This window comes from Acinetobacter septicus (genome assembly GCF_019355975.1).
Classification (GTDB): Bacteria; Pseudomonadota; Gammaproteobacteria; order Pseudomonadales; family Moraxellaceae; genus Acinetobacter; species Acinetobacter ursingii.
Genome location: NZ_CP079898.1, coordinates 1,768,369 through 1,794,698, shown reverse-complemented (window position 1 = coordinate 1,794,698; position 26,330 = coordinate 1,768,369). Strand labels below are relative to the sequence as shown.

Below are 26,330 nucleotides of genomic sequence, written 5' to 3'. Positions count from 1 at the left end.
TTTGAGAAAACAAATGATTAAATCAGAATTAAACCTGACTTTGGATATAGTTCTCAATACCAACATCATCAATCAAGTCAATTTGCGTTTCTGTCCAGTCCCAATATTCTTCTTCTTTTTCCAGAATTTCACGAACTAAATCACGAGAGACGTAATCCTGAGCCAATTCACAGACTTCAATGGTTTTCTTTTCGACTTCAATGTTCTCTTTGACTTTACGTACATCACACTTTAAAACTTCTGCGGTATGTTGACCGATATAAAGTTTGCCCAGATGTTGCAAGTTTGGTAGACCTTCTAAAAATAAAATACGCTCAATAATTTTATCGGCATGTTTCATCTGGCGAATTGATTCTTTATATTCACTTGAACCCAGTTTTTCGATTCCCCAGTCATTACACATCCGAGAGTGTAAAAAATACTGATTAATCGCAGTGAGATGATGATAAAGCACTTGATTCAGTTGATTGATGACTTCACGATTGCCTTTCATTGCGCGGACTCCCAAAACAAATTTTGCCCCGACTAAGGTTCAAGGCCATCTTTTTCAGATCAGTTTAATCAAGATTTGAGCTTCAAGCGAGTAATTTATGGAACAGCAAATGAAAATCGCAATCAAAAACAACTAAATATAAAATATAGATAAAATAAAACCCGCTTAGAGTCACAAGCGGGGAGGAGAGTATGATCTGGGGATCATGATAATATTGTTATAATTATGTTTAAAATAAATTTATCACCATCTAGGCAGCAACTGAAATACGCGCAGCAATTTCAGCCAATTCATCGCTAATAATCGTACGAGCTTCTGGTGCGCAACGACCACAGCACGTGCCTAAATCTAGTAAATCACGAATTTCTCGATAGCTTTCAGCACCGTTTGCAACAGCATCTTTAATATCTTGATCGGTAATACCGCGACATAAACACACGTACATCAGACTTATTCGCATTGATAAATGGGATAATTGATATTATTGATAATTATTATCGTTTGTCAATGAAATTCATTTGAAAATACGATTTTTAATATTGTCATTTTGAATAAAAAGCTAAGAAATAAATGGAAAATCCGAGCATGGCTCGGACTTCTTGATCAAGCGATGTGCTCTATAGAATTAAAATGCTGAAAGTTGAAATCATCAGAAAACGCATAAATTATTGATTGATAATTACAATCCCATCCATTTCAACCAAAGCACCTTTGGGTAAACTTGCGACACCCAACGCGGCGCGTGCAGGATAAGGCTGAGCAAAATACTCACCCATAATTTGATTGACGAGCTGAAAATGAGATAAATCAGTCATAAAAATATTAAGTTTCGCGATATCTGCTAGTGTTCCGCCTGCCGCTTCACAGACTGCTTTTAAATTATCAAATACGCGGCGAATTTGAGCCTCAATACCTTCAACAAGTTCCATACTATATGGGTCTAAACCAATTTGACCTGATAAATACAGCGTATTACCGACTAATATTGCTTGAGAATAAGTTCCAATCGCAGCAGGCGCATTTTCCGTATGGATCACTTGACGGGTCATTGATTTCTCCTAAATCTGATATTCTGACCATCATAATCCATGCGGCTGTTAGGCAAAAGACCGATTCATGAATTATCAGGAATTTATTCAGTCTTGTTTTTTTTCAAAAATGATTAGCTTGCCTGAGAGCTTTCCATAATAGCGGGTGGCAGTGCCAGACGGGAAATGCGAGGGAAGTTAAATTGCATACGCAGATCACGGATAATCTGTGCAATTTGTTTACGATTATTAACCACAATATTGACATAAGTACAGTCAGTGGTTGGATACACTTGTTCGACCCCAATGTGCGATTTACGGCATAGATAAATCAATTCGGAGACTTGCTCGTCATCCATTGCCAGCTCTACGCATAAATAGGCATTAAAACTGACATCCTCCAGATCATCTGATTGCCACTGTAAAGGCATGATATTTTCTGGATGCAAATGTTGTTCATGCAATAAATTATGACATCGAGCGCGATGCACAATCAGACCACGTCGGGACAGATGACCCTGAATTGGGTCGCCTAACACTGGATTACAGCAATGTGCATATTTAACATCAATCCCTTCAGTTCCCTGAATTAATCGATCAGATTCATGCGTTTCAGCTTGAGCTGTGTCCTGCTGTACATATAAATGATTGGCGACCAGTTGCGGCAAAAGATCACCCACTGCAATTTGCTCAAATAACGTATCTTTATTTTCAACATGACGCCATTGCAACACATCCATCCAGTCCGATTCAGATAAATCATTGATGGATCGATTAAACAGTTTTAATGCGCGATTTAAAGCTTGTTGTCCAACCAGGCGCTGTTCTTCTATATCCTGATCCCGCAAAATATTTTGCAGGGCTCGACGTGCTTTTTGCGTATTAATAAAACTGAGCCAATCTGGATTAGGTGTGGCTAACACATCAGTAATAACATCAACTACCTGACCACTGGCCAATGGCGTAGAAAGCGGACGAATTTCACCATCAACTTTAGCACCTACCGCATGGTTGCCCAAAAAGAGACTGGCGGCATAGGCAAAATCCACCACCGTTGCGCCTTGAGGCAATTCATGTAAATGTCCATGTGGGGTATAAACCCAGATTTTTTCTTGATGCAGATAATCGAGTAAATCATTGAATGTGGTTTTAGCACAAGCATCATCAATCAGGGTATTTAAATTCTGCATAGACGCCTGAATGGCTGAACGGCAGGCCTGCGGTGCATTTTCACCGAGTACCACCCCGAAACGCGCCGCTTTACGCATCAATTCCGTCTGAATCGTTAAAGAAAGCGTGGTATTTTCACCTTTTAGTTTCATCAATAAAGATTGATTACCGCCTGGCAATGGGCGACGAATATGATCTTCATAATGCAAGACTTCAAAGTTTTCACGGAGTGCTTCAACCAAACGGTCACAGTCTGCAATACTCTGTAAGATGATTTCAAAAGCATGGCTGTGCGTAAGTTCGTGCAAATCAATTTCATTTTTGACAAAGTGGCGCAGTAATTCAATATTATTATTTTTCTTTTTAATTCGACCATTGATTTGATAAGCAAGGAGTAAATCTGCTAAATGCTTTTCCCATTGGGACTGATATTCACAGCGTTTGGGTTTGCTTTCGAGTAAAGCGGTCTGAACATTATTGTACATATCCAGATCAAGATTTTGATAACACAATAGTTCAAGGTTATCCGCCATTTCATTCATGCCGACAATACGCGCCATCGGAACGAAAATATCCAGCGTTTCCTGCGCGATGCGAGCGCGTTTATCTGGACGTAAGGCATCTAGCGTGGTCATATTATGGTAGCGATCTGCTAATTTAATAATAATGACACGCGGGTCTTGCAAGGTCGCTTGTAAAATTTTACGAAAAGAAGCCGCTTTATTAAATTGCTTATCACTGGAATGGGTCAGTTTGGTTACACCATCCACCAAATCTGAAACAGTCCGTCCAAAACGCTCTGCCACATCATCTTTGGTATATTCTGTATCCTCAATGACATCGTGCAATAACGCAGCCATTAAGGTTTCTGCATCCAGACGCATATGCGCCAAAATACAACACACCGCGATAGGATGCAGCACATAAGGCTCACCACTTTTACGGGTGATTCCTGAGTGTGCCAGATCGGCAAAATCACAGGCAGCAAGCACACGCTCGACATCCTCAGCTTTTAAATAGGCATCGATAATAAGTTTGAGCTGTTGCTTGGCTTGGCTGACCTCTTCGCCTGGCATAGAGCACCTTTATTTACAGTGAATAATGAGAATCTATCTATCTCTTAATGAAATGCATATCGCAAATTTTGTCAATTCGTTCACACAAATATTCGCGGGTAAATTTCAATTGGGGAGATCGGCAGAATCAATCGAATCTTACAGTTGTATCAAATCTTTTATGTAGATGCATCATTTTTGAGAGGCGAGATGCATTTTTTGCACCAATTTTAGGATGCAAGTGTTTTATTTTTGAGCAAAATGGGCGGGTTGAATAAAAGAATAAAGAAAAAATGATGACAAATAGATGAATCTGAAAAAATAAATTGTAAGGTTGAAGGGCAAATCTTTAAATTTTTTTGGGCATAAAAAAGAGTGCAATAATGCACCCTTTTTATATTGAAACGCTTATTGGAAAGAAAAACCTTCCAAATTTAAGCTGTTTGCAGACAACGCTAAATCAAGGCTAGACGTTTGATAGTCTTGATCGCGTTGTTTTAAAATATCTTTGGTCACGTGACCTGCTGCAATTTCACGTAATGCAACGACAGTTGGTTTGTCATTATCCCATTCTACAGTAGGTTCAATGCCCTGACGAGCAAGCTGACGCGCGCGTTTGCTTGCCACTAGTACAAGCTCAAAGCGGTTGTCTACATGGTCTAAACAATCTTCAACGGTTACGCGTGCCATATAAGTTCTCGGGTGATGAATACAACTAGACTGCAAAGTATAAAATGTATTGAGCGCAGACTCAAGTCTATTCGCTATTTGGGGTGATGAGTTGTTCGATCAACGACTGATGACGATAGACCTGTTGGGCAAGTGTCAAACGGTTCGCAGTAATAATCGACTCTAAATCATGTAAAGCTTTATTAAAGTCATCGTTGATAATGACATAATCAAAATTGACATATTGTTGCATGTCTTCAACGGCGCAGCCTAAACGATGCTCAATGACTTCAACTGAATCTGTGCCACGGTTAGATAAACGTTGACGTAAATCGAATTGGCTTGGGGGAAGAATAAAAATTTGTCGGGAATCAGGAAAAAGTCGACGAACTTGTTGTGCGCCCTGCCAGTCAATTTCAAGTAAAACATCATGACCTTTGGCAAGTTGCTGTTCTACAGTGGCTTGCGAAGTCCCATAATAGTTACCAAAAACCTCAGCATATTCAATAAAACCGTTCTGTTCGATATGGCTTAGAAAAGCATCTTTTGTGGTAAAATGATAATGTACACCGTCGAGTTCGCCTGATCGCTGTCCACGGGTGGTATGTGAAACAGAGACGTGTAAATTGGTTACACGTTCCAGTAGGGCTTTGACTAAAGATGTTTTGCCCGTTCCTGAAGCAGCAGAAACGACAAACAATAAACCCGACATGATATTTTTCCTGATATGATAAAATATCTTCGCTATTGTAGTGTACCGAAGGCTTAAACTAAAGAGTTGTAGGGAAAGTTTAGGCGCTTATCTTTCTTAAAAATTTAAAATATTGTCTATTTTATTCATCTGTTGAGGATCATATGCAAATCGTATTGGCAAATCCACGAGGTTTTTGTGCTGGTGTAGACCGTGCGATTGCGATCGTCAATCGCGCTCTGGAATGTTTCAGCCCCCCGATTTATGTGCGCCACGAAGTAGTTCATAATAAATTTGTGGTGGATGACTTACGTCAGCGTGGTGCAATTTTTGTCGATGAGCTGGATCAGGTTCCAGATGATTCGATTGTCATTTTTAGCGCGCATGGCGTTTCTAAAGCGGTTCAGCTTGAAGCAGAACAACGTGGTTTAAAAGTTTTTGATGCGACCTGTCCATTGGTCACTAAAGTACATATTGAAGTGACTAAATATGCCCGTGAGGGAGTGGAAGCGATTCTGATTGGTCATGAAGGCCATCCGGAAGTCGAAGGCACCATGGGGCAATATGATAAAAATAATGGCGGTGACATTTATCTGGTCGAAGATGAAGAAGATGTCGCTGCTTTAACTGTACGCAATCCTGAGAAAGTCGCTTTTGTGACTCAAACGACTTTGTCGATTGACGATACAGCGAAAGTCATTGATGCACTTCGTAAAAAATTTCCGAATATTCAAGGTCCACGCAAAGATGATATCTGTTATGCCACACAAAACCGTCAGGATGCTGTACGTGATTTAGCTGCACGTTGTGATGTCGTATTGGTCGTAGGATCACCGAATTCATCCAATTCAAACCGTTTGCGTGAACTGGCGGAACGTATGGGGAAGGCAGCTTATCTGGTCGATAATGCAGATGAGCTCAAGCAGGAATGGTTTACCAATATTTCTAAAATTGGGGTAACTGCAGGTGCTTCCGCCCCGGAAATTTTAATTAAGCAGGTGATTCAGCGTTTACAGGATTGGGGTGCACAAGCACCAAAAGAACTGGATGGGCGAGAAGAGAATATTACATTTAGTCTGCCAAAAGAGTTACGTATTCCTGTAACACAGGCTTAAATTGTTAACTATTTAACAATTTATTTTTTAATAAAAAATAAACAGATAGCTATAATATGACAGTTATCTGTTTTTTTATGCCTTTTATCTACTCTGTGTAGGTTTTGTAAAATTTATAGATATTATTTTTAATAGGGGAAAGTTTTGGAGCTGGGGAAGAGTGTGCAAAAGAATAAAGGTTTTACGTTAATTGAGCTCATGGTGACGATTGCAGTGTTGGCGATTATTGTAATGATGGCAGCTCCTTCATTTCAATCTTTAATTCAAAACAATGAATTAAAGGAAGGGGTGGATAAGATTCTTTTTTCTTTAAATGATGCAAAAAATAATGCACGTCTGACTCGACAGGTTTCTGTATTGAAATTAGATAGTTCCTATAGTGTTCCAGCAACCGCAAAAATTTTCGATTTAAGTACTGGCTTAGGAACAAATTTAGAATTGCAAAACAATAATGTAAAAGCAATTTATTTTTTAGCGAATGGGCAGGTTCAAACTGAAAATGCAGTGTACCCAGTTTGTATAAGTGTAAAGCACAGTAAAAGTTTAAAAATTGAATCTATAACTATAACCCAGTTGGGATTAATTACTAGAGCTTTGAAAACATGCTAATGAGAAGATAAGAGAAAAATATGAAATATCAAAAAGGTGTAGGTTTGATGGAAGTCATAGTCGCAATGCTCTTATTGGGAGTTGCTGTTTTAGGTTTTGCATTGTTACAGTACAAATCTTTGGGGATGGGAGAGCAGGCTTTACGTAAAATAGAGGCAGTTAATATTGCTCGAAACTTAAGTGAGCGTATGTATTTTAATAGGTCAGGTACGTATAAAGGTGTGAGTTCGACAGACACAACCAAGTGCTTAAATGCGTATTGTACTGCGAATGATTTTGCACTCAAAGATATTGCAGATGTAACTCAACTGGCAAAAAACAAGAATATGACTATAGCCATACTTTCCTGTCCAGATACAAAAAATTTGAGAAATTGTATATATGTAGCATGGGATGAAACCAAAGCATCTCAAAGTAATAGTGATCCTGCAGCCTGTACCGAAGCAGATAAATTTAAATATAAGTCAGGTGCCCGTTGTGTTGTAGTGGAGGCATTCTAATGAAAATCAAAATTAAGGGGTTTACCCTTGTTGAGTTAATGGTTGCTTTAGCGCTTGGATTGATTATTGTTGCTGCTGCTATACAGCTTTTAATTAGTGGGCAGTCTACGCTTTCATATCAAAAAGCAATGGAAAATGTGCAAGATAATGCAAATTTTGGCATGAACTATATTACAGCTGATATTCGTCAGACCAATTTAGATTTGGGTGGGCGAATAATGAAAAATAGTAAATTATCTGGTTTGATTGTTAAAAAAGAGAATTACCCTTCAGCAATGACAACTACTGATTTAGCATTAAGTTCTACATCAACTGGAGATAGTTTAGCCAATATAAAAAGTGACGTTTTAGTGATTCAGTATAAACCAGCACAGCTTAATGGTTTTGATTGTGAAGGTAAGAAAGTTACTTCAGCAACAACGGTGGTTGTACAAAAATATTTTATTCGAAAAGATGAAAAAAGTAAAAACGATTATGTTCTCGCTTGTGCGGCAGGGCATTATGACTCTAGTGCAGTAACCCCTACCTTGACTGATTTAACCAGTAGTAGTACAGGTCAGGTTGTTTTACAGCGAGTAGACCAATTTAAAGTGCTTGTTGGTGTTGTGAATGCTTCAAACCAAATGAGTTACCTCACTCTAAAACAATTTGCAGATGCTGCAACTACTATTAGGCCGGTTACGTTACAACTAGGCGTGCTTATACGCTCTGTTGATAATTCGGGTGGAAATACTGTTATTCCCGCATCTTATACCTTATTAAATAACTCTTATACAGTAAGTAATCCTACAGGCGTTACTGGAAAATTTTTAAGAGTTCCTTTGGAGCAAACTGTTGCCATGCGTAATGCAATAGGAGATGCGCAATGAGTTTAAAGACAAACACGCAGATGGGCTCAACGTTGATCGTAGTGCTGTTTATACTGATTGTAATCACCATCATTGGTGCAATGGCAGTAAAGGCAGGATGGTTTGGACTTAAAGTGGCAACTAATAGTCAAGCTATTCAAATTTTAAATCAGAATACTGATGCAGTTTTTATTCCTATTGAAGATAAAGCCAAACTCGAAACCTATTTACTCGGAACAAATTTGTTTGGTTATCCAAAAATGGATGCAAATCGAAATAAAGAATTGGTTTTCTGTTACAAGGGGTCGGAGAAAGACTTTTTTTCCTTGCGTAGGGCTGGTCTTGCTTATATTGATAATTCTTCAAAATTACAAACATCGAATTTAGGAACGCTTGATAGTTTTTGTAAATATGAGGATGGCTTCTTTAGCAGTGGTCGTTCTGCTGCTTTGACGCAGATTTCAGTGCGTGTTGGTACGTCTACTATTAAGCCTGTGTTGCCTTTTAGTGGTATGCCAGAAGGTACTGATGCTGAAGGAGCAAAAATTGATGAGCCAAAAACACTCGTGGTGACTGCGATCTCAGTTATGCCTGTTTTAAGTAGTGCTTCTGCGAAAGAGATAAATGCATGTTTAAAAAGAGCGAGTTATATCGATCCAAGTATTACAGATATTAGTACCGAGGACAAAGTCACTGTATCTGAGTGTTTGCATAAGTTAAATGTACCGTTTACTACTCAGATTTCTGAATATAGTTTGGGGCAATTTCTCAAAAAATCAGGTTCGACCTGAGGTTAGGATTAGTTAGAGGTTTTTATGAACAAGAATAAACAGATTCCAAGCCATTGGATGCGTTTTAAAGTGTCGACTTTAGCTGCATCTGTAACTTCGTTGATTCTGGCGGGTGTGCCTGTGCAGATTCAGGCAAGTGATATTGATATTTATCAAGCTGGAGGGACAGGAACGACTAAGATTTATTTAATGTTAGACGTTTCTGGGAGTATGGATAACGCTGATTCATTTGATGTCGATTACGGCTATGCCTATACAGAAAGAGTGTGTGGTTTAATATTTTGTAGTGATGTTGAAAGAAATTTATGTAATAGGACAAACTTAACAAATAATTTAACAGTAAATATTCCTAATAAAGATAATACAGCAACTACAACCTATACCTATGCAACACGATCAGATAATTATTGTGCTGTGAACTTGAGTTCTAGTTTTATAGGGAATACGAATGACGATAGAGCCTATAAAACCAAAATTGCGAGTTTATGTGATCGTGTGGGTAATACGAATACTTATAATTGTTATAGCCGTATAATAAATTTGAGAAAAGGTCTAATTGAAGTTATTGCAGATCCTACTGTTGATAAAGATATTCAGTTTGGATTGGGGACTTATTCTGGTAGTGCAATTACGAATAAAACAGATTTTATTGCAATGGATCCTGATACATCGAATAAAGCAACTCTTATCGGGTATGTACAAGAAATTACTGCTGGTGGTGGAACACCGATTGCAACAGCATATAATACAGCAGGGAAAAAGTTTACAAGCCAATCTAGTAGTTCGGCTTTGTTGCACAAACCTAGCCTATAAGGTTTATTCAGTCCTATAATTTCAAAATGAATAAACCTACTCTTAAAACTTATCGTACAACCAACTGGTCTTCCTATAATCGCGCTCTCATTAATCGGGGCAACATTTCCATTTGGTTTGATCCAAACACTCAGTGGTATGCACAACCACAAAACAAGCAAGGTCGAAATCAAACTTACTCCGATACGGCTATTCAATGCTGTTTAATGATCAAATCTTTATTTAGACTCTCTTTACGCATGGTCACAGGTTTTGTTCAAAGTCTGATTAAACTTTGTGGATTAAATTGGACCGCACCAGATTACAGTACGCTTTGTCGAAGACAAAAACATATTGATATTGCGATTAACTATCAAAAAAGTAGCGATGGACTGCATCTACTCGTAGACTCTACAGGCATGAAGTTTCTAGGTGAGGGCGAATGGAAACGCAAGAAACATGGAGCTGAATATCGTCGCCAATGGCGTAAACTACATATTGGTATAGATGCCAAAACCCTACAAATACGCGCTATTCAGCTCACAACCAATAATGTCAGTGATTCACAGGTGCTTGGTGATTTACTTAATCAGATTCCACAAGATGAGCAGATTGACTCTGTTTATACCGATGGAGCTTATGACACCAAGCAATGCCGTCAGGTCATTGCAGATCGGCAAGCACATGCGGTGATTCCACCTAGAAAAAATGCGAAACCATGGAAAGATACAAAGAGTAGCTCGCTAGAGCGAAATGAATTACTTCGAACAGTTAAACGTTTAGGCAGGACATTATGGAAAAAATGGTCAGGCTATCATCGCCGCAGTTTGGTGGAAACTAAGATGCATTGCATCAAATTATTAGGAGATAAACTCAGTGCAAGGAGTTTTGATAGCCAAGTGAATGAGATCCATGCACGTGTAGCAGTCCTTAACAGATTTACGGAATTAGGTCGACCACTTACCCAAGTTACGCCTTAAATTTGGCTCAATTAGGGGCGCTTTGCATTTCAAATCTTTGTGCAACAAAGCCTAGTAGTTCTAATACCAGTGAAGCATGTACTGGGAATGGGCTTTATTTTTTAACTGATGGTGAGCCTCAAGGAGACAATAATTATAGTATTGATTATGATGGAATAACGAAAGTAACAACCAATACATTAGGAAGTTCCCAAGACTCATATTGGGGGAAAATTGGAAACTATGCACAATCATTACTTAAGAGTAATTATAAAGTAAAAACAGCAACGGTTGGTTTTGGCGGTGGGTATTATTTAACACCAGCTCAAAAATTACAGGCAAATATTACAATAGGGACAAAAAAATATTTTGATTGCACTTTCGTTGATACGAATAACTCTGATCATCGGAATTATTGTCAGTGGGGAGCTAAAACTATTCCAAACCGTACTGATGTTGGTGGGTTTGGAGAAGGAGGGTTTTATACCGCACAATCTTCAGCCGATCTAGTTGAAAGCTTAAAATCATTTATTACTGAAACAACTGTCCCTATTGAGGGTTCAACTATTGGTAGTAGTACTATTCCTGTAGATGCGTTAAATACCAATCGGTTACAATCTTTTGCTTATTTCCCTATGTTTAAACCACTCATTGCAACACAAGATCAGTTGTGGGTGGGGAATCTCAAAAAGTACAATGTCATCAATGGTACTTTGTATGATGTCACCAATAAATTAGTGTATAAAAACGCAACGGATTTTAATACTGGTCTGAAAGACTATTGGTTTAATAGTTCAGCTGTACATCCAGATGAAGTAATTAGCTATGGTGGTAATTTAAGTCAGCTTTTGGGCACTAAAATGCCAAAAATAGATGGTTCTAATAATTTGGTATTTCAAAGAAATGTATTTGTCAACAGTGATAGTACTGCTGGGGAATTAAAATCTGCAGAAAGTATTCTTCAAGCGGGGACATTAACTGATCGTGAATATTTATATGGACTGCTTGGTTACTCAAAACTCACTTCCGCGGATTTGACAGTATTAGCATCAAAAACTACTTATGCAGATCAATTAGCCTATTTAAAAACTAAAGATGCATCAAAAGGTTATCAACTTGGTTCAATTATACATTCCTCTCCAATTCTACTTACCCAAAAAGGTGCAATTGTTGCTGATACGGGGTCATTAGGGTCAGTAGATCGTGATGACTATGTGCTTTTTGGTACAACACAAGGTGTTCTGCATGTGGTTAAATCGGGAACACAAAATGCCCAAGTAATAAATGGTAGTGGAATCGCTTCGGGGAGTGGTGAAGAAGTGTTTTCATTTGTTCCTAAAGAAATGTTGGCTAAACAAAAAAAGGGCTTCTTTGAGTCAATGGCTGTAGAGAAAGCATCAGATAATAATGATAATTTTTATTATGGAATAGATGGTGCTTGGACAGCACATACTGTTTATGAGCCTAATTTTTATGATGCTGAAGTTGATGGGAAAGTTGTTGAACGTGATGGCTTGCAAGTAAAAGCAGACGGGAAAAATAGTCATCAATATGTATATGGTGGCTTACGTATGGGAGGACGTAGCTATTACGCTTTAAACCTTTCTGATATGTCTAAGCCAAAATTAATGTTCCATATTGATCCAGATAGTGCAACAAGCGGAGCATTGTCCTATATGGGGCAAAGTTGGTCTAAGCCAACAGTTGCTTATATCAAATGGAATGGTCAGCGCAAACTCGCTATGATTGTGGGTGGTGGCTATGATATGAAATATGAAGATCCTACTTTTACTAATTCATCTTCTGGGAATGTAAAAGGAAACGGGATTTATATTTTTGATGCAGAAAATGGAAAGTTGCTCTGGTGGGGCAGTAGTAATGCTGGAAATCAAGATGGAACAGCAACAGGTGGGGTTGAAACGAAAATTGATAGCATGGTTAATAGTATTCCATCAAGAGTAAAAACAGTAGACCGAGATGGTGATGGTTTAGTTGATCATCTTTATGTCGGTGACTTGGGAGGTAAGGTGTTCCGAGTAGATTTGAATCCAAGCCACAAAGCAAATGATGTAGATAATAAGTTCGTGCTTAATGCTTTTGAGTTTGCCGATGCAAAAGAAGCTGGTAAAAATCATCCCCCACGTTTTTATGAGGCACCGACATTTACCATTCATACAGATAATGTAGCTAAAAAATATGCAGTCATTTCGATGGCGTCAGGAGACCGAAGTAGTCCTTTGAAATCTGACAGTTCTGCGCAAGATATGATTTTGGGGTTCTATGATTATGATGTAACTAAAACTACACCTGCAAAAGGCACAACAGTCAAATTAACAAATATGAATGAAATTTATAAGGCTGGTGCAGCGACTGATAAAACAGCTGGCTGGTATTATCGATTACCTATCATAACAGCTACTAGTGGGGGATCATATCAAACAAGGGGATTATCCGAAGGCGTCGCTCTAGATGGTGATTTATACTATTCAATTTTTGACCCAAGTAAAACCAACAATGGCAGTAATAGAAGTAGTACCAGTTGTTCTGGCGGTATTGTTGGAGTAAGTACGGCAGTCAAATTATGTTTGCCATCTGGTAAGTGTGGAACGGACACAAAAATTACAAATGTAGGTGACTTAGGTGGAGGGATTATTGGTCTAAATGTTGGACCTGGCTCTACCCAAGGTTCTCGAAAATTAATTTTTAATAAACCTCCAACAATATGTATTGGTTCAGACTGTACACAAAATTCAATTACAGAGTATCAAACTACAAATAAGTTATTACCAACCCGTTGGTATGATATGACGCCATATGTAGGAGCGAAGTAATGGCTAAAGGGTTTACATTAATTGAATTAATGTTGGCTGTTATTATTATTGCGATTTTAGCAGCCGTTGCGCTACCAAGTTACCAACATTATGTACGTAAAAATAATGAAAAAATTGCTGAACAAAAATTGCAAGATATTGCACTTAAGCTTGAAAATGAACGGAGTACAAACTTTAGTTATAAAAATTTTATATTAGATTCTGAAGATAAAACTACACCGAAAGGCAAGGTAGGAACAGATATTAAATATAATATTGTTATTGATACTTCAATTTTTCAAAAATGGGTATTAGCAGCATGTGTCAATAAGGATTTAAAAGATGCTGCTAAATATAATAACTTTGCGTTGAATAGTGAGGGAACTTCATGCCGATGGAAAGAAACAGATACATGTACAGTGCCTGCAAGTTGTAAGGTGTCATGATGACTAAAAATGGTTTTACATTAATTGAGTTAATGATTGTAGTTGTAATCATAGGCATCTTAGCTGCAATTGCTTATCCAAATTATATAGAATATTCAAAAAGAACAAAAAGGGTTGAAGCACAAACATTTATGCAAGATATGGCTCAAAAGTTAACGGCTTACAAAATTGCAAATGGTTCTTTCAAAGATATTGGAACTTCCGGATTAGTCAATTCTACAATACCGTCAACTGGAGCAAGTAATTATAATCTTTCAATTACAGATATTGACGGCGTAGCCTATTCTGCAACGACAAAAAATGGTTCATGGCGTTTAACTGCGACCCCAATAAATGGAATGCTAAATACTGGTGTGTTAACACTGGACTCTCAAGGAAAACAGTGTTGGTATAAGGATGCTCTGGTCTGCTCGCCATGGGACGGCAAATAACTCCAAACCCAAAATTGTAGCCAACCAATTTTTGATCTTTCATTCAGGGCAAACTTCGCGTAAAATAATGCCCTCTATGAAAGGGGTTTGAAATGTATCGATGGTCGGTGCAGGGATAATCCGTAAAAACTATAAGGTTGTATCATGGTAGTTATTCGTCTTACTCGTGGTGGTGCTAAAAAGCGTCCATTCTATCAAATCGTTGTAACTGACAGCCGCAATGCGCGTGACGGTCGTTTCATCGAACGTATCGGTTTCTTTAACCCAACAGCTCAAGGTAAAGCAGAAAAACTTCGTTTAGATGCTGACCGTTTTGCACACTGGGTAGCGCAAGGTGCTCAACCTTCTGAACGTGTTGCTTCTTTAGCTGCTCAAGCGAAGAAAGCTGCAGCTGCTGCATAATTTTTGCAAATTAAGTCGTAGGTAGCCCATGACACCAACACAGAATGTACCCGAAGATCGTATTCAGATTGGACAGCTACGTTCAGCTTATGGATTAAATGGGTGGCTCTGGGTCTATTCCAATACAGAACCCATGAGCAACATATTTGACTACCTGCCTTGGTACATTGAAACCAAAGCAGGTTGGCAAACTGTCGATGTAAAACGTTGGAAACCACATGGCAAAGGCTTGGTGGTCAGCTTAAAAGGTGTGAGTGATCGTACCGCAGCAGACAACTTGGTTGGCGCAAATATCTGGATTTCAAAAGCGCAACTGCCTCAAGCAGGTGTGGACGAGTATTATTGGTCTGATTTAAAAGGTCTAACAGTGTTAGGTCTGAACGATGACGAACAAGAAGTAAACCTCGGTCAAATTTTTGAGCTGTTTGAAACAGGTGCTAACGATGTGATGGTGGTTCGCGCCACGGCTGACAGTATTGATGCTGAAGAACGCATGATTCCATGGCATAAAGATGTGGTGCAACGTGTGGATCTTGAAGCAAATCGTATTTACGTCAATTGGGGCGTAGATTACTAAATTGCACATAAGTGGTTTAGTGCGAACGCAGTAAGAAAATAGAGGAGTCTGCGATGTTTTTTGCAGTCATTACACTGTTTCCTGAAATGTTCGAAGCGATTACTGCCTACGGGATTAGTGGTCGTGCAGCCAAGCGTGACATGGTACAGGTGACCTGTATCAATCCACGTGATTTTGCACAGGGTAACTACAAACGAGTGGATGAACGTCCATTTGGTGGTGGCCCAGGTATGGTGATGATGGCTGAGCCTTTGGCGGAAGCGATTGCCCATGCCAAACAGCTTGCGAGCCAAGCAGGATGTGTTCATGTCCCTGTAGTATATATGTCGCCACAAGGTCAAACCTTAAATGAACCCGCAGTACAACAGTTCATTGAATATGATGGTTTAATTGTACTTTGTGGTCGTTATGAGGGTGTCGATGAGCGTTTAATCCAGCGTTATATTGATCAGGAATGGTCAATTGGGGATTACGTTTTGTCGGGTGGTGAACTGCCCGCGATGGTGCTTTTGGATAGTATTATTCGGCGTTTGCCCGATGTCATGTCCGATGAGCAATCGCATATACAGGATTCTTTTGTGGATGGTTTACTCGACTGCCCACAATATACCAAGCCTGACCATTTTGAAGGGTTGGATGTGCCTGAGGTACTTAAATCAGGACATCATGCTAATATTGAAAAATGGCGGTTTTTGCAGCGTTATCAACGTACACTTGAACGTCGACCTGAGTTGGTTGAACAAGTGATATTGACCAAGCAGCAAAAAAAATGGCTCAACGATTTAGATGGATCATGAAGATGAAACATCTTTTATAGGCTCTTTATTTTTATACGTTCAGTATGAATGATAAAGGGAAAGTTAAACGGGTTGATATGCGCTTTAGCCTCTGTCCCCAGCGGTGTAAGAGACCTCTTCTCTCCCGCACATATTGGAGATTCCACAATGAGTGGTAAACATCCTTTAGTTCAAGCAATTGAAAATTCACAGTTAAAATCAGACATTCCTGCTTTTGCTCCAGGTGACACAGTCATCGTTCAAGTTAAAGTAAAAGAGGGTGATCGTGAGCGTCTTCAAGCATTTGAAGGTGTTGTGATTGCGAAGAAAAACCGTGGCCTAAACTCTGCGTTCACTGTTCGTAAAATTTCTAGCGGTGTTGGTGTTGAGCGTGTTTTCCAAACTCACTCACCAGTTGTTGCTAAAATTGAAGTGAAACGTCGTGGTGATGTTCGCCGTGCGAAACTTTACTATCTTCGTGAATTGTCTGGTAAAGCTGCACGTATTCGTGAAAAATTGCCAGCACGTAAACAAGGTTAATTTTAACCTCGTTTTCAAGCAAAAAAATGCGCCGATAAGGCGCATTTTTTATATGCGTTTTATAGACCTTGTAATTTAAGTCGGTTCGCATGCTGACGATAAAGCGCCACAGGGTCTGCTGAGAACACGCTGCGTAAGCCGAGTACCTGATTCACCTCATCAAAATGATTATGGAAATAGTCATCTCGAATGGTTTTGCCAAGTCGGCTACTACATTGGCTCACTAGACCATCGTTCTTTTGACCACTAAACGCCACATATCCCATAGAGGTTAATAAAGTATCAGGATCTAAAGGATTGGTGGTTTGTGCTGCACCTGTCCATGAGTAAAATGCTATGCCATTGGCATTTGCAGGTCCATCCTGACAGGCTTTTGTGGGTAAACCCAATGGAAACTTGGCATTAAACTCTGCTGCTCCCTGAGCCGATAAGCTATGAATCGATGCTTTAAAATCACTGGGTAAATTAGAACGAAGTTGCGCGTAGCTAATAATCGGTGAAACCAAAGCATCTACAGCTGCTGCCAATGCAGTATTGAGTAAAGGTAGATTCTGAACCAGATCGGCGACAGGAGAGCCAAAATTGACGCCTGCTACACTGGTAACCGATGAAACCAAATCTGGTCTAATCCCAGCAACATAACGCGCGGTTGGGCCACCATGACTATGTCCAATCAGATTGACCTTGTTTTTGCCAGTGATTGCCACGACTTCTTCGACTTGTTGTAACAATTGTTCGCCACGTACTTCAGTCGACTCAAGCGGGGATACCTGCGTAGCATAGGCGGTTGCACCATTTTTGGCTAAATCGGGTAATACCTGATACCAGTAATCGAGCCCAAACTCTGCTGAACCCAAACGGTTAAATCCAAACATACCGTGTACAAAAACTAATGGATATTTGGTTTTGGCATAGTCTGAAATGACATTTTTTGTTTCTGCACTTTGTAATCCTTCCGCAGCGAAACTACTCTGGATTACAAGACAACTGATCAGTCCTGTTATGAATATTCTTGATCGCATTTGATCTTTATCCTCTTTTTGTTTTCGTTTTATGCTGGTGATCCTCTCCAGCAAATCCCTAAAAAATGATCCTCCTGTGATTGATTATGCTGTTACTGAGCAAATGGTAGTGTTCCACCTTGATCATGAACAGATTCAAATGTTTGTAATCGAAGCTGTTCTTGAGGGTTGCTAAATGTTTGCAGGCGTAATTGATCAATCGCCTGTTGTTTGGCGGCATCAGACATCCCGCTATTTAAAATAGTATCGCGATTATTCAGATATTGATTCACACGACTTTTCCAGACATCGCGATTTTGATCAAGGCTTTCTAAGCGTTGAGTGGCTTCAGCCCCGACTAGATTCAAACGCATTTGTCGTAATTCACTGGCTGAACCATGACGATCTTGAATGGCTTGAGTCAAATGCCGCAATTCTTCTAATTTGGTGGTTTGTTGTAGATTTTCTTGCCAATCTTGAGGAAGTTGATCGAATAGTGCTTTTAAACGTTTAGCTTTTTCACTTTCAGATAGATTCTTGTCATCCAATATTGCCATACGGTTTAAAGTGTATTCATGATAAGTATCCTCGCTGCCAAATAATCCTGAAATTTCATTCACAGAAAAAAATTGTTGGCGTAGATTTTTCATATTGCTGAAAATAGCACGATAATAAGCAGGATCATCCTGTTTTAAATTCGGTGGGCTGAGTTCCCCAAGCTGCTGGCGATACTTTAAATAACGACTCCAGAGATCCTGAATTTGTGATAAAGCGGGTTCATGGTAATTTTGCTCTAAGTATTTTTTAAAATCGCTATCAATTTGAGCAATACTTTTTTCCCCATATTGAGTAATAAAATACTCAAAACAATCTCGGGTTTGTTCATTCACAATTAAGGAATTGTTCGCAAGTTTAAGCTGACAATTAATCTGAGTATCTGCTTGGCTTGGACTGCTCAATGCCGATGTGGCGAAGCTTGATCCAGACGGTGGGGGAGTTAAAGGTGCTTGCGTAGAAATATTTTGTCTTGATTTATCCTGATTAGACATAGATCCATTGGCAGACTGAGGTTTAAGCCAAAACATCAAACCGATGACCAATAGAAGAATAAAACCAATGACGATCCAAACATAATGATTGCGAAATCCTTGCATGTAGAGATCCATCCCTATTTCTTTTTTGTTTTAGTAGATTTAAAGAATCCATGTATAAAAATAGCACAGTAAACATAAAATACTGTAAAAATGGATAAGTGGATTTGATAACATGGCGACAGCATTTTGACTGCTTCGCACTGGACATACATGACGGCTAAATCTGAAAAAATCCCTCGTCGCCACTTGAGTGGTGTTTTTCTGCTGAATAAGCCTTTAGGCTTAAGTTCAAATGCAGCCTTGCAAAAAGTTCGTTGGCTATTTAGGGCGCAAAAGGCAGGACATACGGGTGCACTGGATCCTTTAGCCACAGGTTTGTTACCTATTTGTCTGGGGGAAGCAACCAAGTTTTCACATTATTTACTAGATTCAACCAAACGTTATCAAACCGTGGTCAAACTCGGAGAAACCACTTCGACGGGTGATGTAGAGGGGGAGATTCTTAAGCGTAGAAATGTTCCCGCCTTGACCCGTCAAAGTATTGAACAAGTGCTGGATCAATTCCGTGGGGATATTCAGCAAATTCCGCCGATGTATTCCGCTTTAAAGCGCGATGGACGTCCTCTGTATGAATTGGCACGACAGGGCATTGAAATTGAACGTGCAGCCCGTCCTGTAACCATTTATGAGTTAAAACTGATTGATTTCGATGCAGAAAGTTTAACCTTGGATGTGACTTGTTCTAAAGGGACTTATATTCGGGTATTGGGGGAGGATATTGGTGAGGCGCTCGGTTGTGGTGGTCATCTCACCCATTTGCATCGAATCCAGACGGGACATTTTCAACTCATCCCTGAATATAGCATTGAATATTTAGAACAACTGAATGAAACACAGCGCGATATGCTATTATTGCCGGCCTACGCACCCGTCGAATATTTACCGAAAGTTCAAATTCCTGAAGGCCGTCACAAATATTTTTGTAATGGTCAGGAAAGTAATATCGAACATCCACCTGCGCCTGAAGTTCTAGTATTTGATCAAGATCATTGTTTGGGTCTGGCTGAAATTACCGATAAAAAAAGATTGGTGCCGAAGCGTCTTTTAAATTTATAGGCATAGTTCCCCATGGAAATCGAAGTCATACTCAGCTTAATCTTTTTTGCGTTTTGTGCAGGTGCAATTGATGCGGCAGTGGGTGGGGGTGGCTTGATTCAGATTCCTGCTCTGATGAGTACCTTTCCGCAAATGTCACCTGCCACCGTAATTGGAACCAATAAGCTCTCTTCAGTTTTCGGCACAGCTTCTGCGGCCTATACCTTTGTGCGCAAGGTTAAATTACAGTGGAAATTACTGGCGGTGATTGCCGTATGTGCCTTGATCAGTTCTTTTCTGGGGGCAGCTTGTTTGTCCTTGATTCCTCAGTCGGTGTTACGTCCATTTGTCTTTGTGATGTTGATCGTGATTGCGGTTTACACCTTAGTCAAAAAGAATTTTGGACAGGTACATGTTGCTTTAAGTATCACGCCTAGAGTACTCATGCTTGCTGCAATTGGGAGCTTGCTGATTGGATTTTATGACGGAATTTTTGGTCCAGGGACCGGCAGTTTTTTTATTTTCTTCTTTATCCGCTTTTTGAATGTTGATTTCTTACATGCTTCAGCATTATCAAAAATCGGAAATTTCATGACCAATATTGCTGCTCTTAGCTTTTTGGCACCGACAGGTCATGTGATTTTTCAGATTGGTCTTATGATGGCGGTTGCCAATGTGATTGGCTCTATAGTCGGTGTACGTGTTGCGCTGAAATATGGCAGTGGCTTTGTACGAATTATCTTTTTGATTTTGGTTTCGATCTTGATCTGTCGCATTGGTTATCAAATGTTTGTAACAGGATAGTCGATCAAACAACGTTCTGAAACAGATTTTGACATCAACGAACTTTTTTTCATGCATTGAAAAAGTAAACTAAAGGTAGCCAATCGGCTGCCTTTTTCTTATTTAGCCACATGATAATAGCCAGAATAGGGATGATAAATAGATGAATATTTTTGAAGCATTACGGGAAAGTCATGACAATCAACGTGCTCTTTCTGAACAATTAATACAGACGCATGGACACACTGAACTACGTGAACAATTGTTTCAGGCCTTAAAAAATGAACTGTGGGCGCATTCTGTTGCAGAAGATCGCTATCTTTATATTCCATTAATGTTTAATGATATTGGGCTGGATATTAGCCGACATGCCTTATCAGAACATCATGAAATGGATGAGCTTGTTGAACAGCTTGAAGAAACTGATATGAGCAGTCCAAGTTGGTTGGCGATTGCTAAACAGTTAAGTGACGTGGTACATCACCATTTAAAAGAAGAAGAGCATAAATTCTTCCAGCAGGCTGGTAAAATTCTGGATGACAAACAAAAAGAAAAACTGGGTCAGCAATATTTAAAAGAATACGCCAAATATAAGAAGCATGAACTTGTCTGATATTAAATGCTCCATTCTTTAGCGTATTTTAAAGTCGAGTTACGAGTTACGTAGTAGAGTGATCAATGTCTTGACGCGATGCGCGTAGCGTAACTCCAATTGAGGCAAGCATAATAAAACCAAGGGCAATCCATTGTAATAACGTAATGTTTTCATGCAATAAGATTAAACCTGCGAGTGCGGCCAAAGCAGGAGAAAGGCTTGATAATGTGCCGTAGCTGAGTTTAGTCAGTCTTTTTAGGGCAAATAAATCTAGTGCATACGGAATAGCGGTGGCTAAGATGGCAATCAACAATGCCTTTGGCCAAAACTCAGAATCGAGAAGATGTTCAGGTTGATGAACTAAACCAATGGGCAATAACACCATCGCTGAAAGACTAATGGCAATGGTCAAGGCATGCATCCCGATATTTTGGCGTACCACTTTATGTCCAAAGTAGATATAAAATGCCCAGCATAAACCTGCCCCAAGTGCAAACGCTGCACCAGTTAAGGAGAAGTTTGCCTGAGCCGCTTGTTGCCAAGGTACCATCAGGGCAATCCCTAAGATGGCACAGATTACCCAGATATAATCGCGGCGTTGCTGAATCGAAAGTAAGGCGAGTCCCAGTGGGCCAATAAACTCTAATCCAACCGCAATCCCTTGGGGCAATTTGCCAAGAGACATATAAAACAACACATTCATGACACCTAAAGCGCCACTATAACCGAGTAAGTCACGCCATTTTAAAGTCGAAAGCTTGCTTAAGATTTTCCAAGATCGAAACATGAAAAAGACTAAAACTGAAGCAAAGCAGAGCCTTAAAATGGTTACACTCAAGGGATCTAATACTGCAATTAATTGCTTGGCAAAAGATGCGCTAACTTGATAACACATCATCGACAACATCATGGCTAGGACAGCAATCAATGGAGTATTAGACATGGTGAGGGCTCAAAAGATATAAATAACTGAAACGATAAATCTTGTATGCAATAACATCTATTATAAGAAACTGAGATGAGTCTTTCATGGCACTACATGGTCTGTACGTTTAGCGCGTTGCGTTGTCACTGTGCAACCCACCGAAGCTGTAATAATCGTTGCTAAAGCAAGCCATTGACTCCATATTAATTTTTCGCCCAAAAAGATGAAACCGGAAAATGCAGCAACCGCAGGTTCCATGCTCATCAGTGTACCAAAGCTTAGTGCAGTGAGTCGTCTTAATGCCAGCATTTCCAGTGAAAAAGGCAAGGCACTGGCTAAAATTGCAAGTGCAATAAAATAAAAAATATAGGGAAGTTCAAAGACGTGCGCCATAGAGCCTGTTAGAAATGCAATCGGAATTAATAGCAATGCACCAATTGTCATGCCTAGAAATACCGTGTGATTGCCTGAAATGCCTGAAGGCTTCTGACCTGCAATAATATACAATGCCCAACAAGCACCTGCCGCTAAGGCATAAGCTATTCCAATCAGATCCAGATGATGGCTGGCCTGATGAAATGGAAACAGTAAGAGTAAGCCTACAATGGCACAGCACACCCAGATCAAATCGTATTTTTGTCTAGCATAGTAAAGAGCAATACTTAACGGCCCAACAAACTCAAATGCCACTGCGATGCCCAAAGGCAAGCGTTGTAGTGATAAATAAAATAAGGCATTCATTCCCGCTAGCGCCAGACCATAACTGATAATTGCTTTCCAGCGAACCTTTTGCCATTCAATTTTCCATGCCTGAAAAATCACCGCTAAAATCAGCGCGCCAAAACATAGTCGCATCGCAGAAACCGTCAGAACGGGGTAACTTTGAAATAAGACTTTGGCGAGAGAACCGCTACTTTGCACACAAATCATCGCCACAAGCAGAAAAATTAAAGCTTGTAACTGCGACTTCGGACTAGATAAAGACATTTTGAACAAACGGTATATTTTTAAGCATGATAATTCATGTTGAGATAAAAAAGCCACAGACATTGCTGTGGCTTTTTAGCAAGAATTTTATTAGAACAAGATACGAACGCGAATCGTACCTTCGACTTCGCTCAACATATCCAGAGCTTCCTGAGAGGCAGATGCATCAACATCCATGACCAGATAGCCAATATCACCTTTGGTCATTAAACTTTGACCAGAAATGTTAATACCTTGATCTGCAAATAGATTATTGATTTTAGACAATACGCCTGGAATATTCTTGTGAATATGCAACAGACGATGTTTACCTTCAGTCAATGGCAATGCGATTTCTGGGAAATTCACCGCAGAAAGCGTCATACCTTTATCAGAATACGCGACAAACTTTTCAGCCACTTCAAGACCAATATTGGCCTGCGCTTCCATGGTTGAACCGCCCACATGTGGGGTGAGGATCACGTTTGGAATGTTACGTAATGGAGAAATAAATTCTTCACCATTGGCTTTAGGCTCTTTCGGAAATACATCGACCGCTGCACCTGCAAGATGACCAGATTTCAATGCATCTGCCAAGTCTTCAATCACCACACAAGTACCACGTGCCGCATTCAAGAAGATTGAACCTTCTTTCATTTTAGCAAACTGTTCTTTTTTGAAGAAGTTGCGTGTAGACGGTACATCTGGAACGTGTAAAGTCACCACATCAGCCGTTGCAAGTAATTCATCCAGTGAACCTACTTGACGTGCATTACCTAATGGGAGTTTGGTCACGGCATCAAAATAGATCACTTTCATACCAAGGCTTTCTGCCAATACAGAAAGTTGAGAACCAATCGAACCGTAACCCACAATACCTAAAGTCTTACCACGTGTTTCAAAAGAACCAACCGCAGATTTATTCCATCCACCTGCATGGGTATCTGTTGATTTCTCTGGCACACGACGCAACAATAAAATTGTTTCAGCAAGAACCAGTTCAGCAACGGAGCGCGTATTTGAATACGGGGCGTTGAAAACTGGGATACCACGTGACATCGCGGCTTTTAAATCAACCTGATTGGTTCCGATACAAAAGCAGCCAACCGCAATCAATTTATTCGCAGCTTCAAACACTTCTTCAGTGAGTTGAGTGCGCGAACGAATCCCAATAAAGTGCGCATCTTTGACGGCTTCTTTCAGAGCGTCGCCTTCCAGCGCAGTTTTATGATAATCGATGTTGGTATAACCCGCTGCATTGAGAGTATCGATGGCGTTTTGGTGAACACCTTCTAACAACAAGAAACGAATTTTATCTTTAGGTAGTGATAGATGTTGGCTCATTACGGCTCCGCTACAAAGGCCAAATTTAGTCGCGAAATTATATCACAAGTCCTGCCAGTTGTTTATGCGTTATCACGCAACGATATGGAATCATGAGCTGAATAAATTTCAATTTATTGACAATCTGATTCAAGTTGTGGTTGGCAGGTTAAAAAATGGAATACTTCTAAATAAGCTATTCAACACATTTTGTAGTGACCGTATGTTTAAGCGATGCTTTATCCAGCGCCTGCTTACATGTAAAATAAGATGAATATTTGGTAAAACACCAAACGCTTTTAGAAATTTGTGAGTCATGCTGAAACTTGTGTATGTGATTGCAGTACAATTTTCAAATTTCTTAACCCCACCTGTTTATTTCTTGCTAGGCCTGTAAACGATGAATGCTCCAGTCGCTTTAACACCTGAGTTACTTACCCAATTAACTGCGATCGTCGGTGAAAACCGAATTAAAACCGATGCGGATAGTCTTGAAAATTGGGGACGCGATCATACCAAGCATTTTGATCCAAACCCATCAGTCATCGTTTTTCCATCAAGTACTGAGCAGGTTCAAGCCATCGTAAAATTGGCCAATCAATTTCATGTGGCCATTACACCATCAGGTGGTCGCACAGGTTTATCGGCAGGTGCAGTTGCGACCAACGGTGAAATTGTCATTAGTATGGACAAGATGAACCAGATTCTGGAATTCTTCCCAGCAGATCGTATGGTACGTGTGCAGGCAGGGGTCGTGACTGAGCAATTGCAGAATTATGCTGAAGAACAGGGCATGTATTATCCTGTTGATTTTGCTTCGGCAGGTTCAAGTCAAATTGGTGGCAATATTGGCACCAATGCAGGCGGCATCAAGGTTATTAAATACGGTATGACACGTAACTGGGTACTGGGTCTGACTGTGGTGACAGGCAAGGGTGATATTCTACGCTTAAATAAAGGCATGGTTAAAAATGCCACAGGCTATGCGCTACAACATTTATTTATTGGCGGAGAAGGAACATTAGGTTTAGTCACTGAAGCTGAAATTAAACTTGAGCGTCAACCCCAAAATCTACAAGTTCTAGTTTTGGGTGTGCCTGATTTTGATGCCGTGATGCCTGTATTGCATGCATTCCAGAAAGAAATTGACCTGACTGCATTTGAGTTCTTTGGTGAGCTGGCGATGCAAAAAGTGTTAGATCGTGGTCATGTACAACGTCCTTTTGAAACACAATGTCCATTTTATGTGTTACTTGAATTTGAAGCACCGTATGAGCCGATTATGGACAAAGCCATGCAGATTTTTGAACATTGCATGGAGCAAGGTTGGGTGCTTGATGGGGTGATGAGCCAAAGTCTGGATCAAGTTGAAAGCTTGTGGCGTTTACGTGAAGATATTTCTGAGTCGATTGCACCGTTTATTCCTTACAAAAACGACATTTCAGTTTTGATCACGCATGTGCCTGCATTTATTAAAGAAATTGATGCCATTGTGCAGGATAATTATCCAGACTTTGAAATTTGCTGGTTTGGTCATATCGGTGATGGCAACTTGCACTTAAATATTTTAAAACCTGAAAATTTAAGCAAAGATGAATTTTTCGCTAAATGTCAGGTGGTGAATAAGTATGTGTTTGAAACAGTGAAAAAATATGATGGTTCAATTTCGGCTGAACATGGTGTAGGAATGACCAAAAAACCGTATTTGGAATATTCACGTTCACCTGAAGAAATTGGTTATATGAAAGCCTTGAAATTGGCATTTGATCCGAACGGTATTATGAATCCAGGTAAATTGTTTGATTTATAAAATGACAAACTGTAGAAGCTACATAGTTTCTACAGT

General features: G+C 39.7%; 29 protein-coding genes. 18 read left to right on the top strand and 11 right to left on the bottom strand.

What is annotated here, in order from left to right:
• Positions 1-28: 28 nt before the first annotated feature.
• From bfr to gmk, 6 genes are all read right to left on the bottom strand, one after another.
• Complete coding sequence (gene bfr / locus I6L31_RS08670) at positions 29-493, bottom strand: heteropolymeric bacterioferritin subunit Bfr (RefSeq protein WP_004995250.1); 465 nt, start codon at positions 491-493, stop codon at positions 29-31.
• A 250-nt stretch (positions 494-743) separates the two neighbouring features.
• A complete protein-coding gene (locus I6L31_RS08665) occupies positions 744-938 on the bottom strand; it encodes a bacterioferritin-associated ferredoxin (protein WP_010588682.1) in 195 nt (64 codons plus the stop codon).
• Between the two features lie 220 nt (positions 939-1,158).
• Positions 1,159-1,542, bottom strand: a complete 384-nt coding sequence (locus I6L31_RS08660) for a RidA family protein (protein ID WP_005001874.1) — start codon at positions 1,540-1,542, stop codon at positions 1,159-1,161.
• A gap of 113 nt (positions 1,543-1,655) precedes the next feature.
• Positions 1,656-3,767, bottom strand: a complete 2,112-nt coding sequence (locus I6L31_RS08655; protein ID WP_004985112.1) for a RelA/SpoT family protein — start codon at positions 3,765-3,767, stop codon at positions 1,656-1,658.
• A 387-nt stretch (positions 3,768-4,154) separates the two neighbouring features.
• Positions 4,155-4,436 (bottom strand): DNA-directed RNA polymerase subunit omega, encoded by a 282-nt coding sequence (rpoZ, locus tag I6L31_RS08650; protein ID WP_004985115.1) that lies wholly within the window; start codon positions 4,434-4,436, stop codon positions 4,155-4,157.
• Positions 4,437-4,503: 67 nt separating this feature from the next.
• A complete protein-coding gene (gene gmk / locus I6L31_RS08645) occupies positions 4,504-5,127 on the bottom strand; it encodes a guanylate kinase (RefSeq protein ID WP_005001875.1) in 624 nt (207 codons plus the stop codon).
• A 143-nt stretch (positions 5,128-5,270) separates the two neighbouring features.
• Between gmk and ispH the strand changes: the two genes are divergently transcribed.
• From ispH to rplS, 14 genes are all read left to right on the top strand, one after another.
• Complete coding sequence (gene ispH / locus I6L31_RS08640) at positions 5,271-6,221, top strand: 4-hydroxy-3-methylbut-2-enyl diphosphate reductase (protein ID WP_005001878.1); 951 nt, start codon at positions 5,271-5,273, stop codon at positions 6,219-6,221.
• Positions 6,222-6,383: 162 nt separating this feature from the next.
• Positions 6,384-6,830, top strand: coding sequence for a pilus assembly FimT family protein (locus tag I6L31_RS08635; protein ID WP_005001881.1), 447 nt, complete (start codon positions 6,384-6,386; stop codon positions 6,828-6,830).
• Between the two features lie 20 nt (positions 6,831-6,850).
• Positions 6,851-7,330: a type IV pilus modification protein PilV gene (pilV, locus tag I6L31_RS08630; protein WP_005001885.1), complete on the top strand. Its 480-nt coding sequence runs from the start codon at positions 6,851-6,853 to the stop codon at positions 7,328-7,330.
• A complete protein-coding gene (locus I6L31_RS08625; RefSeq protein ID WP_005001887.1) occupies positions 7,330-8,199 on the top strand; it encodes a prepilin-type N-terminal cleavage/methylation domain-containing protein in 870 nt (289 codons plus the stop codon). Before pilV ends, I6L31_RS08625 begins: the two co-directional genes overlap by 1 nt.
• Positions 8,196-8,969 (top strand): hypothetical protein, encoded by a 774-nt coding sequence (locus I6L31_RS08620; RefSeq protein ID WP_005001890.1) that lies wholly within the window; start codon positions 8,196-8,198, stop codon positions 8,967-8,969. The genes I6L31_RS08625 and I6L31_RS08620 overlap by 4 nt, the downstream gene beginning before the upstream one ends.
• Positions 8,970-8,993: 24 nt before the next feature.
• The gene (locus I6L31_RS08615; RefSeq protein ID WP_005001893.1) at positions 8,994-9,782 is read left to right on the top strand and encodes a vWA domain-containing protein; all 789 of its coding nucleotides are present in this window, start codon (positions 8,994-8,996) and stop codon (positions 9,780-9,782) included.
• Between the two features lie 26 nt (positions 9,783-9,808).
• A complete protein-coding gene (locus tag I6L31_RS08610; RefSeq protein ID WP_005001898.1) occupies positions 9,809-10,741 on the top strand; it encodes an IS5 family transposase in 933 nt (310 codons plus the stop codon).
• Between the two features lie 2 nt (positions 10,742-10,743).
• Complete coding sequence (locus tag I6L31_RS08605) at positions 10,744-13,551, top strand: pilus assembly protein (protein WP_005001900.1); 2,808 nt, start codon at positions 10,744-10,746, stop codon at positions 13,549-13,551.
• Positions 13,551-13,976 (top strand): type IV pilin protein, encoded by a 426-nt coding sequence (locus tag I6L31_RS08600; RefSeq protein ID WP_005001902.1) that lies wholly within the window; start codon positions 13,551-13,553, stop codon positions 13,974-13,976. Before I6L31_RS08605 ends, I6L31_RS08600 begins: the two co-directional genes overlap by 1 nt.
• Positions 13,973-14,407, top strand: coding sequence for a type IV pilin protein (locus I6L31_RS08595; RefSeq protein WP_035271797.1), 435 nt, complete (start codon positions 13,973-13,975; stop codon positions 14,405-14,407). Before I6L31_RS08600 ends, I6L31_RS08595 begins: the two co-directional genes overlap by 4 nt.
• Positions 14,408-14,551: 144 nt before the next feature.
• The gene (gene rpsP / locus I6L31_RS08590) at positions 14,552-14,809 is read left to right on the top strand and encodes a 30S ribosomal protein S16 (RefSeq protein WP_004974526.1); all 258 of its coding nucleotides are present in this window, start codon (positions 14,552-14,554) and stop codon (positions 14,807-14,809) included.
• A gap of 28 nt (positions 14,810-14,837) precedes the next feature.
• Complete coding sequence (rimM, locus tag I6L31_RS08585; RefSeq protein WP_005001908.1) at positions 14,838-15,386, top strand: ribosome maturation factor RimM; 549 nt, start codon at positions 14,838-14,840, stop codon at positions 15,384-15,386.
• Positions 15,387-15,439: 53 nt separating this feature from the next.
• On the top strand, positions 15,440-16,183 hold the full coding sequence (gene trmD, locus I6L31_RS08580; protein WP_004985147.1) for a tRNA (guanosine(37)-N1)-methyltransferase TrmD: 744 nt from the start codon (positions 15,440-15,442) through the stop codon (positions 16,181-16,183).
• Between the two features lie 147 nt (positions 16,184-16,330).
• Positions 16,331-16,702 (top strand): 50S ribosomal protein L19, encoded by a 372-nt coding sequence (gene rplS / locus I6L31_RS08575; protein ID WP_004985149.1) that lies wholly within the window; start codon positions 16,331-16,333, stop codon positions 16,700-16,702.
• Between the two features lie 59 nt (positions 16,703-16,761).
• Here rplS and I6L31_RS08570 read toward each other — a convergent pair whose 3' ends face one another.
• Positions 16,762-17,724 (bottom strand): esterase/lipase family protein, encoded by a 963-nt coding sequence (locus tag I6L31_RS08570; RefSeq protein ID WP_004985154.1) that lies wholly within the window; start codon positions 17,722-17,724, stop codon positions 16,762-16,764.
• A 92-nt stretch (positions 17,725-17,816) separates the two neighbouring features.
• Positions 17,817-18,857, bottom strand: coding sequence for a lipase secretion chaperone (locus tag I6L31_RS08565; RefSeq protein WP_004985156.1), 1,041 nt, complete (start codon positions 18,855-18,857; stop codon positions 17,817-17,819).
• A gap of 150 nt (positions 18,858-19,007) precedes the next feature.
• Here I6L31_RS08565 and truB point away from each other — a divergent pair, with 150 nt between their 5' ends.
• The 3 genes from truB (at position 19,008) to I6L31_RS08550 (ending at position 21,288) form a co-directional block, all read left to right on the top strand.
• Entirely contained in the window at positions 19,008-19,913 is a 906-nt protein-coding gene (truB, locus tag I6L31_RS08560; protein ID WP_004985158.1) for a tRNA pseudouridine(55) synthase TruB, read from the top strand.
• A 12-nt stretch (positions 19,914-19,925) separates the two neighbouring features.
• Positions 19,926-20,696, top strand: a complete 771-nt coding sequence (locus I6L31_RS08555) for a sulfite exporter TauE/SafE family protein (protein ID WP_005001917.1) — start codon at positions 19,926-19,928, stop codon at positions 20,694-20,696.
• A gap of 142 nt (positions 20,697-20,838) precedes the next feature.
• Positions 20,839-21,288 carry a hemerythrin domain-containing protein gene (locus I6L31_RS08550; RefSeq protein WP_004985164.1) on the top strand — a complete coding sequence of 150 codons (450 nt, stop codon included), beginning with the start codon at positions 20,839-20,841 and terminating at the stop codon, positions 21,286-21,288.
• 46 nt (positions 21,289-21,334) lie between these two features.
• Here the strand turns inward: I6L31_RS08550 and I6L31_RS08545 are convergent, their stop codons facing one another.
• The 3 genes from I6L31_RS08545 to serA form a co-directional block, all read right to left on the bottom strand.
• Positions 21,335-22,213, bottom strand: coding sequence for an EamA family transporter (locus tag I6L31_RS08545; RefSeq protein WP_004985166.1), 879 nt, complete (start codon positions 22,211-22,213; stop codon positions 21,335-21,337).
• Positions 22,214-22,297: 84 nt separating this feature from the next.
• Entirely contained in the window at positions 22,298-23,182 is an 885-nt protein-coding gene (locus tag I6L31_RS08540; protein WP_035271856.1) for an EamA family transporter, read from the bottom strand.
• 90 nt (positions 23,183-23,272) lie between these two features.
• Entirely contained in the window at positions 23,273-24,505 is a 1,233-nt protein-coding gene (gene serA / locus I6L31_RS08535; RefSeq protein ID WP_004985171.1) for a phosphoglycerate dehydrogenase, read from the bottom strand.
• A gap of 379 nt (positions 24,506-24,884) precedes the next feature.
• On the opposite strand from serA, the gene I6L31_RS08530 reads away from it, so the two are divergent.
• Entirely contained in the window at positions 24,885-26,294 is a 1,410-nt protein-coding gene (locus tag I6L31_RS08530; RefSeq protein WP_005001924.1) for an FAD-binding oxidoreductase, read from the top strand.
• Positions 26,295-26,330 lie beyond the last annotated feature (36 nt).